Raw genomic sequence first — 12,143 nt, forward strand, 5'->3', positions numbered from 1 at the left:
CAACATTTCCATGCTGATCACCCTGTGTTCTCCTGCTCGAAAAGTGAGCAGAAGCAGTTGAACACCTGGGTCAGTTTTCAGTCGGCAGAACAGCCATTACTGGGTCAGTTTTCGGTCAGCGGCAACACCTACGCCGCAGCAATCCGTGATTATCCCATTTAAGTAACCAAGCGAAGGGGGGTAATCAAAGCAGCCATCTAAGCTATTGATCTCTCGGTATCATTTTTTCCTGCCATCTCTATCATTTTTAAGTAACGGTCACAGCGGGTTGACCATTTCAAAATAATACCTGATTTAACATAATATACATTATGCGTACTCATAGGTATTCCACACAGGCCGTCTCCAAGGTACATTTCAAACCCCAGCCACATCCCTCGACCACACCCCCCAGGATTCTCCCTCATGCATGAAGCAGCCCATCAGATCATCGATCTCTACGAACGTCACGCTCAAACATGGGATCGTGTTCGCTCGCGGCGTCTGGTCGAACAATCCTGGCTGGATCGTTTTCGCCAGGCCATGCCGGTTGCGGCTGGTCATGTCCTCGACATCGGCTGTGGCTGTGCCGAACCCATGGCTGGTTACTTGATCGGCGCGGGACACACTGTGACTGGCATTGATTCGTCCATGGCGATGATCGCCTTGTGTCGGCAACGTTTTGCGCAGCACGATTGGCATGTGGCCGACATGCGCCAATTGGCGCTTGAACAGCGTTACGCTGGCATTCTGGCATGGGACAGTTTCTTTCACCTGACGCCTGAGGATCAGCGTCGAATGTTCCCGATTTTCCAGGCCCATGCCCAACCTGGTGCCGCTCTGATGTTTACCAGCGGAACGGCCCATGGCATTGCGTTGGGCAGCTTCGAGGGTGAAACGCTTTATCATGCCAGCCTGGACCACGATGAATATGTTGCGTTGCTCGATGCCCATGGTTTTAGCGTCGTAGAGCAAACAACGGAAGATCCGGCTTGTGGTGGGCATACGATCTGGTTGGCTGTTTGCAGTTAGAAACGTCCCTTTGCCCTGCTCGTTTATATAAGTAATTCCTATAACTAAACTAAACAACCATTTAGTTGAGTTATATACTTTACCAGCGCAGAAACGAGCACCCTACTGCTAGCTGAGTGGTGTTCTTCAAGCGCTACCCCCCTTAAAAGGTGGTGTTTCCATCGCTGTGATGGCCAACAATTGGGAACTGTCCGGCTTGGTGCTTACATCAAGTCGAAACAAAAGCGTCGATATATCAAGTTCGGTACCAGCCTGTTGATTGTCAGCGACTTACAGTTTTCGTAGGTGCAGGTTCCATTTTGGCGGTGCGGGCGGTCACCCTCCTCGGCTAAATGGTCTGCCCCTACTTTTTATTTGCCAGACAGGGCTGGCTGGCCGCTTGGTCGTTCAGGCCTGATACTGCACTGCAATAAGAAAAAAACGCCGCCATCGTGAGATAAGCGGCGTTTTTTTTGCAGCCTCGCTCAGGCCTCGAATCGGCTGAACGAAGCGTGCTGGTCGAAGGGCGTGTAACGTGCCTGCCGATCGCGCGTGACCTTGATCATGGCGATCTCAGGATCCCGGGAAAAAAACAACCGACCGCCGCTGGCCACCAGGTGGTCGAGCAGGCGCTCCTTCTCGCCGACCACGCACTCTGGATTGCGGTCGTAGGCGCTGGTGATATCCAGGTCAAGCCAATGGATGCCCGGGATCAGGTCGCCGGCATACACCACCGGACCGCCCGGCATAGCGATTTCAGGCACCAGATGTCCCGGTGTATAGCCATCACAGACATGCAACTGCCAGCCATCGCCGAGCTGGTCACAGCGGCCGCCATTGACCAGCACCAGGCGGCCACTGTCCTCGAGGCGGTGAATGATCGGCGAGACGAACTGGCCTCTGTCACGCGGATGCGGGTGCCGGGCACGCTGCCAATGGCGTTCACCCACGATGTAGTGCGCATTTGGAAACAGCAGGCGCGGCATCTCCCCTTCCCTGACCAGGCCAGCCAGTTCAGTTGATAGCTGCGCATGCAGATGAGGCAGTACGACCGCATCGATATCACCTTCGCCAAGCCCGAGTTTGGCCAGGGTGTCCAGCAACCCCGGAGCACGCGGCTGACAACGGCAGGTTCGTGGTGGTGGAGCCAGAAGCGCCTCGGCTCCGGCGACTATCAGGATATTTTTGCCGGCCTGCTGCACCAGCAGGCCGCGCGTGGCGAGGTCCACCAGGTTGTCCTGGTCCGGCTTGATCCAGTTTGCCCAGCGCAGACGCGGCGTATTGCCAAAGACAATGCCACCGTCAAGTTTGGTGTTTCTACCGATCAAGGTGGAAATGCTACGGTTCACAATGCTTACCTCTTCAGACTGGCCATGGGCGTGTTATCGCTTGCAGCTTGAACCAGTGCCGTGAACTGCCACCCACCCCCAATGAGTGGGGTTGGGCGTTTTGTCCGAACGCTATCATCGGCCCGTACTGAACTTTCAATGGAGAGCGCTATGCAGACGAAACAAGGGCCGCTGTCGGGCCTTAAGGTTCTTGAAATTGCGGGGCTCGGGCCCGGACCCTTTTGTGGAATGCTGCTTGCCGATCTTGGCGCTGATGTGGTGCTGGTGGAGCGTGGCGCACAGACTGCTGACGAAATCGACATGGGCGCAGGTGCTATCTATAAGCGCGGCAAACGCTCCGTCGGGGTTGATCTCAAAAGCCCGGAAGGCATCCAGACCGTACTGAGCCTGGTAGAAAGCTGTGACGCCCTGATCGAAGGCATGCGTCCCGGCGTAATGGAACGCCTGGGCCTCGGACCGGATGTTTGCCTGGCGCGCAATCCGCGTCTGGTCTACGGCCGCATGACCGGTTGGGGTCAGGATGGTCCGCTGGCCCAGGCCGCCGGGCATGACATGAACTACATCGCGCTGGCCGGTGCGCTGTGGTATGCCGGCCAGCCCGGGCAGGCACCGATTGCACCGCCAAGTCTGGTGGGTGACGTTGGCGGTGGTGCGCTCTACCTGGCCATCGGTTTGCTCGCCGGCGTCATGAACGCTCGCACTACCGGCAAGGGCCAGGTCATCGATGCCGCGATCGTCGATGGCTGCGCCCACATGCAGAATTTGCTGCTGAGCGCCAAGGCCGGTGGTCAATTGCCCAACGAGCGCGGGCAAAGCGGGCTCGATGGCCCGCACTGGTACAACACTTACCTTTGCGCCGACGGTAAGTATGTGTCCGTGGGGTCCTTGGAGCCGCGTTTCTATGCATTGCTGCGGGAGAAGCTTGGCCTGGGCGACGACCCGGAAACCGCCAACGGCTACAACCCGAAAACCTGGCCGCAGCTGCGGGAGAAATTCGCTTCGATTTTCGCCCGGCGTACCCGCGAGCAATGGTGTGAAATCCTCGAGGGGACTGACGCCTGCTTCGCCCCGGTACTGAACCTGGATGAGGCGGCGGACCACCCTCACCTTCAGGCTCGCAAGGTATTCGACCGCGAAAATGGCATGCTCCAGGCCAACCCGGCACCTCGCTTCAGTGGTACGCCGGCTGGCAGGCCGGGCCCGCTGCCTGTACGTGGCGAGCACACTGAACAGGTGCTGCGCGACTGGCTCTGAGGCAACGCCACAACGACAATGCCCGTATCGCAGGATACGGGCATTGTCGTTTAGGGGCTGTTCGTTGTTTTAGCGAATATGCTGACGAAACTCGCGCGGACTGAGCCCGGTCCAGCGACGGAAAGCCCGGGTAAACGAACTGGCCTCGGTGTAGCCCAGCCCCAGCGCGATGTCGTTGATGCTGCGGGTTGAGTTCTCCATGTATTCCAACGCTTTGGCAATGCGGATTTCCTCGACCAGCGTGTTGAACTCCAGGTCCTGTTCTTGCAGGCGGCGTTGCAATGTCCTCGCACTGAAACCCAGTTGCTTGGCGATCGCGTCGAGGCCGACGTGGCCTGCTCGCAGATTGCCGGCAATGGTCTGACTGATGCGTGACGTCAGTTCGGTATCCGCCATGCGCTTCTTGCGCTGTTCTTCCAGAAACGGCTGTAACGCCTGGAAGAGGCGCTCATCGGCCGTGACCAAAGGCTCTTCGAGCATTGCGCCTGGCCAGATCATCACATTGATGGATTGGCCGAACCGCAATGGACATTGGAACGCCTGCTGGTGGAGGCTGATGTCGGCGGGCTGTGGATGGGCGAAATCGACCCGCAGCGGGGCGAACTTGTTATTCGTGACTTTGCACAGTGTGGCGTACAGCCCGGCCATCGCAAACTCGGCATCCTGTCGGCGCCGCGTAATACTCGGGTCGGTCAGCTGGTAGTGGACTTCCACACGTCCACCGCGCAAGTACCAGGTCAGCTCATTGGCGTGGGCATGTACCACCAGGTAGCGGCTGATGAAGTTGAGCATGGCGCGGACATCCCTGGCACTGCGTGCAGCGTGTCCGAAGGCGCCCAGATAGCTTCCCGAAGTCGGCGGACTCAGCTGCCCCAGGCCCATGCGCAACCCCAGGCAGGGGTCGACATGTTCGGCAGTCGTCTCCAGAAGCTGAACGTAACTGCTCAGTGGTACCTCGCTGTCTGCGCGATCGACGACATCCTGACTCAAGCCAACGGACTCCAGGTAGGGCCTGAAGATCTCGCTATGCCGTTGCAGCAGCGTCTCGCTAAACACCGTGTAGTTGCCATGAGACATGATGGGCCTCTTGCTCGGATCGCCTTGAAACACGAGCCATTACACTCCAAACATCGCCACCTCTCTACCCCTAATAAAAGGGGGGCGTCCCTCGCCCCTCGGGGTGTCATCGTTCTGTAGGAGCGAGCTTGCTCGCGATGGTCGCTGACGTTAACGCACGCTTGCTGGATAACCGCGGTGTTCCGGGGTTCATCGCGAGCAGGCTCGCTCCTACAGGGGACTAGCGAAGACGCAAATATCCCGGTGCGTTGTGGCTGGCGTCAGATGTCAGATTGACTGGCGCCGTTAGGCGATTCTTGGCGGGGCCTCTCTGTCACCGTTGTGCGCTAAACGCCCGAGGGCGATGGCAACAATAAAGAGGTTGGGCTATGACGGAGCGTGAAGTGAACACCCAGTGTGGCGTCAGTCGGCGCAGGTTTTTGCGCGATGCCGGGGTCGTCAGTGCAGCTGGCGCGGCGGTGGCTGTGGGGGCGGCGCACATCGATGGCGTGCAGGCACAAGAAAACAACCAGGGTTGCAAGAGCGCTGGCTGCGATTACGACGTGGTGGTCATTGGCGGTGGTTTCGCCGGGGTGACCGCTGCCCGCGACAGCAGCAAGCACGGCTACAAGACGTTGCTGCTGGAGGCGCGCAATCGCCTCGGTGGCCGTACGTTCAGCAGCGAATTCGCCGGCCACAAGATCGAGCTGGGCGGCACCTGGATCCACTGGACCCAACCTTTTGTCTGGGGTGAGGTCGAGCGTTACGGCCTCCAACTCAAGGAAACCCCCGAGCACCACGTACCGGGCAAGGACACCTTGTCGGTGATCCACGAGGGCAAACGCATCGAACTCGCGGGCAAGGACTTGATGAGCGCCGTCGAAGGGATCTATGCCTACTTCGCCGAGGCTCGCAAGCTGTGGGAGCGCCCCTACGACGCCAAGTACACCTGGAATCAGCTCAGCGCCGTGGACGCGATGAGCGCGACCGACCGTTATGCGCAGCTCTCGCTCACGCCGCTGCAACGCACCGTGGTGGACGCCTACATCGCCGGCATTTCGCACACCACGAGCGACAAAGCGTCCTATGCCGACGTGCTGCGTTGGTGGTCTCTGCCGGGCTGGGAGCTGTCGCAGTTCAGCGATTCCCTTGGCCGCTACACCTTCAAGAACGGCACCATCAGTCTGATCAACGCAATGATCGCGGACGGTAAACCCGAAGTGCGCCTGTCGACTCCAGTGGCCAAAGTTGAAGACAAGGGCGATCGGGTGCTGATTACCACCCAACAGGGCGACACCATCGTGGCCGGCGCCGTGATCGTCGCGGTGCCGATGAACGTGCTGCCGCGCATCGCGTTCTCCCCTGCCCTGGACCCTGCTCTGGTGGCGGCCGCCAAGGAGACCCATACCGGCAGCGGGATGAAGGTGTTCGTGCGGACCAAGGGTAAGCTGCCTGTAGAAGGCAAATACACGGGCATCGCCGACTCGCAGCAGCCGCTCAGCCTGGTGACCACCTATGCCAAGGCCGATGACCACACCCTTTTCGCCTGCTTCGGCAGCGACCCGGACAAGCTCGACGTCCAGGACCGCGACGCCGTGCAGCAGGTCTTCGAAAGCTTCTTCCCGGGCATCGAAGTCACGGAATGCTACAGCTACGAGTGGACGCTCGACCCTTATTCGCGCGGCACCTACTGCAGCTACAGACCCAACTGGCTGGGCAAATACTACGACCATTTCCAGCAGGATCGCGGTCGGGTCATCTTCGGTCAGGGCGACCATGGCGAAGGCTGGCGCGGCTTCATCGACGGCGCGATCAGCGCCGGTGGCAAGGCCGCCAAGCGCACGCAGACGTTGCTGGGCTGACGCATCACATCCTGAGTGCCGAGCGTTGGACGAATCGTCTTGCAGGCAAGGCAAGGCGATTCGGGTGACGCATCGGCAGCGAGAAAATCCGATCCCGAAGGAATGTCGATGAACTCCATAGCGTCCATTGCTGCGCTCACGGCAGCGCTACTGAACGTCCCTGCGCCGGCCTTCGCACAGCCGGCCAGTCCCAACATCGTCGTCATACTGATGGACAACCTGGGCTACGGCGAACTCGGCGCATACGGCGGCGGCATCCTGCGTGGTGCGCCAACACCGCGTATCGATGAGTTGGCCGCCGAAGGCGTGCGCTTCACCAATTTCAACGTCGAACCGCAGTGCACGCCTTCGCGCTCGGCGCTGATGACCGGGCGCTTTCCCATTCGCTCCGGTACCTACAAAGTGGTCGGCGGCGGTGCGCCGGATGGTTTGACGCAATGGGAAGTCACCCTTGCCGAGTTACTGTCTGATCGCGGCTACGCCACCGGAATCTGGGGCAAATGGCACCTGGGCAGCAACGAGGACCGTTTTCCCACTCACCAGGGTTTTGATGAGTGGTACGGGATACCGCGCACCTATGACGAAGCGATGTGGTCGGCCGCCGATGACACCGACAACGAACAGCCGGCCATTGGGCGCAATCAGGGCTGGGACGAGTCACTGGCACCTGCGCAATACATCTATGAAGCACGCAAGGGCGAGCCGGCCCGCAAGGTGGCCAGGCTGGACCTGGTGACCCGGCGCACGCTCGACGCGCAAGTCGCCACCCGCGCGGTGGACTTCATCCAGCGTAATGCCAAGGCGGGGAAACCCTTCTTTGCCTATGTACCGTTCTCCCTGGTGCACATGCCCACCCTTCCCAACCCGGAATTCGCCGGCAAGACCGGGAATGGTTCGTGGGCCGATGCGCTGGCCGAGATGGATCATCGCAGCGGGCAGATTCTCGATGCGATCAAGGCGGCGGGCATTGAAGACAATACCCTGGTGGTTTTCGCCAGCGACAACGGCGGTGAGGCGACCTACCCCTGGCAAGGCGCCAACGGCCCTTGGCGCGGCAGCTACTTCACCGCCATGGAAGCAAGCCTGCGCGCGCCGTTCATCCTGCGCTGGCCGGGGAAAATCAGCGGTGGCCGCGTCACCAATGACGTCGTGCACATTGTCGACCTGTACACCACCCTCGCCCATGTGGGGGGCGCACAAGTGCCGCAGGATCGGCCGATTGACGGGGTGGATCAGTTGGACTTCTTCACCGGCAAACAGGAAAAATCCAGCCGCGAAGGTTTCCCGGCCTATGTGGCCGACCGGTTGACGGCTGTCAAATGGCGCAACTGGAAATTGCACTTCATCTGGCAGGAGAACATGTACGACCCACCGCAGGTGTTGCCCGTGGCGAAAGGCATCAACCTGCTGACCGACCTGCGCGAGGAGCATGATGTCCTTGCGCAGAACACCTGGATCGTGAGGCCAATGATGAAAATCGTCGGGGATTTGAAGGCGAGCCTCAAACAGTATCCACCGATTGAAGCCGGGACACCGGATCCGTACAGCCCACCGAAATAAACATCAAAAGATCGCAGCCTTCGGCAGCTCCTACAGGTGTACGCGATCCTCTGTAGGAGCTGCCGAAGGCTGCGATCTTTTGATTTTGATGATTGGCGCCGAAAGCTAGAAACCCTGTCGCCATCCAGCGATTCATCCGCCCCCTTCAACTGCCACCTTATCCGCACTTACTCCACAACGGCGGTAAGACCCGGTTAGCAGTGGGATACACGATGCAGACAACCATTCGCGGATTGGCATTGGCCATCCTTTCCAGCGGTTTCGCAATGGCACATGGCATCAGCCAGGCCGCGGAGTGCGACGCCAGTGCTGGCCAACAAGTGTTCCAGACCAAGTGCAGCGCTTGCCATGCGCTCGACGAAAGTCGGGTGGGGCCCAAATTGGCCGCGGTCGTCGGTCGCCCGATCGGCTCGGTGCCGGGCTTCACCTACACGGCAGGCCTGGCCGTTGCAAAGTCAACGTGGAACGTCGAGCAACTCGACCAATTCCTGACAGCCCCGGCAAAGAAATTCCCCGAAACCGCCATGGCCTTTGGCGGCCTGCGCAAGGCCGAGGAACGCCAGGCAGTGCTGTGTTTCCTGCAGACCAAGAGCTGACGCGCAGCCACTGCCCTCTGCTCAACAACACAAGACAACAACAATAAGGAACACCCAGTGCACAGCAAAACATTCAATCGCTGCCTGTTGGCGGCCGGGGTTTCGGCCGCGACCATGGGTCAGGCGCTCGCGGTCGATTTCAACATCGGCGAGATCCAGGGTCAGTTCGACTCAGCACTGTCGATCGGTGCCAGTTGGGGCACCCAGGCGCCGAGCCAGAAGCTGATCGACACCACCAATGGCGGCAGCGGCTTCTCCTCCGGCGGCGACGACGGCCGACAGAATTTCAAGAAAGGCGAGACCTTCTCGAAGATCTTCAAGGGCGTGCATGACCTTCAGTTGACCTACGGAGACACCCGCGCCTTTGTGCGGGGCAAATACTGGTACGACTTCGAGCTCAAGGACGAGAACCGTCCGTTCAAGCCAATCAGTGACGACGGCCGCGACATGTCCGCGCGGTCTTCCGGCACAGAAATACTCGACGCCTTCGTGGCGCAGAAATACTCCATTGCCGATCGCTCCGGGGATGTTCGCCTGGGCAAACAAGTCGTGAGCTGGGGGGAAAGCCTGTTCATCGGCAACTCGATCAACTCGATCAACCCGCTCGATGTCGCGGCCCTGCGTCGCCCGGGCGCGGAGATCAAGGAAGGTCTGATTCCGGTCAACATGCTCTACGTGTCGCAAGGTCTGACCGACAATTTGAATCTCGAGGCCTTCTACCAGCTCGAATGGCAACCCTACGCCCTGGACAACTGCGGCACTTTCTTCGGCGCCGATCCGATCGCCAAGGGTTGCAACAACAACTTCACCGCCGGTCTGGCTGAAGTCAAGCCGCTCGAACCCATCGCCGCCGCGGCAGGGCTGGGCTTTGGCTTCAATGGCCGTGAAGGTGTATTCGTCCCGCGGGGCAAAGACCACGAGGCGCGCGACGGTGGTCAGTTCGGCCTGGCGTTGCACTGGCTGGGTGACGGCACTGAATACGGTGCCTACTACATGAACTACCACTCGCGCACCCCGACCCTGGCCCTGCGCCCGGCGAGTGGCGTGACCAACTTCATCAACAACGTGTTGCCTGCCAGCGGCCTGGGCCCGGACGAACAATTCGCCCTGGGCCTGGCGACCGCTGCCGGCAATGGCAGCTACTCCCTGGATTACCCGGAAGACATCCACCTCTACGGCCTGAGCTTCGCGACCACGCTGCCCGATGGCACCGCCTGGAGCGGCGAGATCAGCTACCGGCCCAATGCCCCGATAACGATCAACAGTGCCGACCTTGGCGGTGGTTTGTTGAACCCGGCCTTCCGCGCGCTGACCGGTGCAAATGCCGAATCGACCGTCGACGGCGAAGAAGGCCAGGTCATCCAGGGCTACCGCCGCAAGGAAGTCACCCAGGCGCAAACCTCTTTCGTGCATATCTTTGACCCGATGCTGGGTGCTGACTACCTGAGCGTCGCCAGCGAAATCGGCGTTACCCACATCGGCGGCCTCGAGTCGCTCAACAAGCAGCGTTACGGCCGGGACTCAGTCTACGGGGACATCAACCAGGGCGGACGCAACGGTTACTACACCACCTCGTCCTGGGGCTACCGCGCCTACGCCAAGCTGGCCTACACCAACGTCTTTGCCGGCGTGAACCTGACCCCGAACCTGTTCTGGTCCCATGACGTTTCCGGCTACAGCCCGGTGTTTACCGAGGGTTCAAAGTCTGTCGGCCTGGGTCTCGATGCCGATTACCGCAACACCTACACCGCCAGCCTCAGTTACACCAACAACTTCGGTGGCGATTTCAACACTTCGGTCGACCGCGATTTCGTGGCGCTGAGCTTCGGCGTTAACTTTTAAGGCTTGATAATGAACAAGACAATTCAGAAAAGTTGCATCCTGGCACTCAGCCTGTTGGCTTGCCATGTCATGGCGGCTGTACCCGCTGGCGAGGCCAACAAGCTTGGCACTGAACTCACTCCGCTCGGTGCCGAGAAATCGGGCAATGCCGACGGCAGCATTCCGGCATGGACCGGTGGCTTGCCGAAGACGGCGGGCCAGGTATCGGCCAACGGCTTCGTCTCCGACCCGTTCGCTGCGGAAAAACCGCTGTTCGTGATCACTGCCGCCAATGCCACGCAGTACCAGGCCAAGTTGACCGATGGCCAGATGGCGCTGTTCAAGCGTTATCCGCAGACCTACAAAATCCCGGTCTACCCGACGCATCGTACGGCGTCGGTACCACAGGCCATCGCCGATGAGGCCAAGCAGAATGCGTTGAAAGTTGAGCCGACCAACAAGGGTGACGGCGTGGCGAACTTCCATGGTTACTTCGCCTATCCGATTCCGAAGAACGGTGAAGAAGTGGTGTGGAACCACATCACCCGCTACCTGGGTGGCAGTGCACGCCGCAGCTATGTCCAGGCCACTCCACAGGTAGACGGTGACTACACCCTGGTGCGTTTCGATGAAGAAACCATCTATCCGGAGAGCGTCCAGGATCTGCCGGCGGAGCGCGCCGACAACCTCCTGTACTTCTACAAGCAGCAAGTCACCGCGCCGGCGCGACTGGCCGGCACCGTGGCGCTGGTCCACGAGACGCTCGACCAGGTGAAGGAACCTCGTCTGGCCTGGGTTTACAGTGCCGGGCAACGCCGGGTACGCCGCGCGCCTCAACTGGCCTATGACGGCCCGGGTTCAGCCTCCGACGGTCTGCGCACCGCCGATAACCTGGACATGTTCAACGGTGCCCCGGACCGTTATGACTGGAAGCTGGTGGGCAAAAAGGAAATCTACATCCCGTACAACAGCTACAAACTGGAATCCCCTGCGCTGAAATACGATGACATCGTCAAGGCCGGCCACATCAATCCGGACCACACGCGTTACGAGTTGCACCGCGTCTGGGAAGTCGTGGCGACACTCAAGTCGGATGCACGGCATATCTACTCCAAGCGCCATATGTATATCGACGAGGACACCTGGCAAATCGTCGAGGTCGATCACTATGACGGCCGTGGCCAACTGTGGCGTGTCGCTGAAGGTCATCCGCTGTTTCGCTACGACCAGCAGACTACGTACGCTGCCGCTGAAACGCTGTACGACGTGATTTCCGGACGCTATCTGGTCCTGGGCTTGCGCAACGAAGAGGCGCGCAATACGCAGTATGGGCTGACGGCGAAGGTGTTTGACTACACGCCGGCGGCCTTGCGTACTGATGGGTTGCGTTGATTGACGGGTTGCAGGTGAACCCGCAACTGTTCACTTGGGCTCTAGGCTGATTGTGGACCGGCATGCTCTTGTGCCGGTCCTTCTCCGTGGGCCTGACGATAAGATCAAAAGATCGCAGCCTTCGGCAGCTCCTACATGGAAACGCGTACACCTGTAGGAGCTGCCGAAGGCTGTGATCTTTTGATCCTGGTGTTGATTTGGCTGTGACGGTATTGGTCGGCTGTCAGGCCGCCATCGCTGGCAAGCCAGCTCCCACAGGGATT

General features: G+C 59.8%; 9 protein-coding genes. 7 read left to right on the forward strand and 2 right to left on the reverse strand.

The genetic code is table 11. From position 1 onward, the window contains the following. The first annotated feature begins 405 nt into the window (after positions 1-405). Positions 406-1,011, forward strand: a complete 606-nt coding sequence (locus CD175_RS30805; protein ID WP_104451619.1) for a class I SAM-dependent DNA methyltransferase — start codon at positions 406-408, stop codon at positions 1,009-1,011. Positions 1,012-1,475: 464 nt separating this feature from the next. Here the strand turns inward: CD175_RS30805 and CD175_RS30810 are convergent, their stop codons facing one another. Further along, on the reverse strand, positions 1,476-2,339 hold the full coding sequence (locus tag CD175_RS30810; RefSeq protein WP_104451620.1) for an MBL fold metallo-hydrolase: 864 nt from the start codon (positions 2,337-2,339) through the stop codon (positions 1,476-1,478). Positions 2,340-2,489: 150 nt separating this feature from the next. Between CD175_RS30810 and CD175_RS30815 the strand changes: the two genes are divergently transcribed. Further along, a complete protein-coding gene (locus CD175_RS30815) occupies positions 2,490-3,593 on the forward strand; it encodes a CaiB/BaiF CoA transferase family protein (RefSeq protein WP_104451621.1) in 1,104 nt (367 codons plus the stop codon). 69 nt (positions 3,594-3,662) lie between these two features. On the opposite strand, the gene CD175_RS30820 is transcribed toward CD175_RS30815, so the two are convergent. Then, positions 3,663-4,670 (reverse strand): AraC family transcriptional regulator, encoded by a 1,008-nt coding sequence (locus tag CD175_RS30820; RefSeq protein ID WP_104451622.1) that lies wholly within the window; start codon positions 4,668-4,670, stop codon positions 3,663-3,665. 368 nt (positions 4,671-5,038) lie between these two features. Between CD175_RS30820 and CD175_RS30825 the strand changes: the two genes are divergently transcribed. The 5 genes from CD175_RS30825 (at position 5,039) to CD175_RS30845 (ending at position 11,880) form a co-directional block, all read left to right on the forward strand. Further along, a complete protein-coding gene (locus CD175_RS30825; RefSeq protein WP_104451623.1) occupies positions 5,039-6,511 on the forward strand; it encodes a flavin monoamine oxidase family protein in 1,473 nt (490 codons plus the stop codon). Positions 6,512-6,619: 108 nt separating this feature from the next. Next, a complete protein-coding gene (locus CD175_RS30830; RefSeq protein ID WP_104451624.1) occupies positions 6,620-8,071 on the forward strand; it encodes an arylsulfatase in 1,452 nt (483 codons plus the stop codon). Between the two features lie 212 nt (positions 8,072-8,283). Continuing rightward, positions 8,284-8,667 carry a c-type cytochrome gene (locus CD175_RS30835; RefSeq protein WP_104451625.1) on the forward strand — a complete coding sequence of 128 codons (384 nt, stop codon included), beginning with the start codon at positions 8,284-8,286 and terminating at the stop codon, positions 8,665-8,667. Between the two features lie 57 nt (positions 8,668-8,724). Next, a complete protein-coding gene (locus tag CD175_RS30840) occupies positions 8,725-10,509 on the forward strand; it encodes a DUF1302 domain-containing protein (RefSeq protein ID WP_104451626.1) in 1,785 nt (594 codons plus the stop codon). 9 nt (positions 10,510-10,518) lie between these two features. Beyond that, positions 10,519-11,880, forward strand: a complete 1,362-nt coding sequence (locus CD175_RS30845) for a DUF1329 domain-containing protein (RefSeq protein WP_104451627.1) — start codon at positions 10,519-10,521, stop codon at positions 11,878-11,880. The last annotated feature ends 263 nt before the right edge of the window (positions 11,881-12,143 follow it).

Origin of the sequence: Pseudomonas laurylsulfatiphila, from assembly GCF_002934665.1 — a bacterium.
Lineage (GTDB): Bacteria > Pseudomonadota > Gammaproteobacteria > Pseudomonadales > Pseudomonadaceae > Aquipseudomonas > Aquipseudomonas laurylsulfatiphila.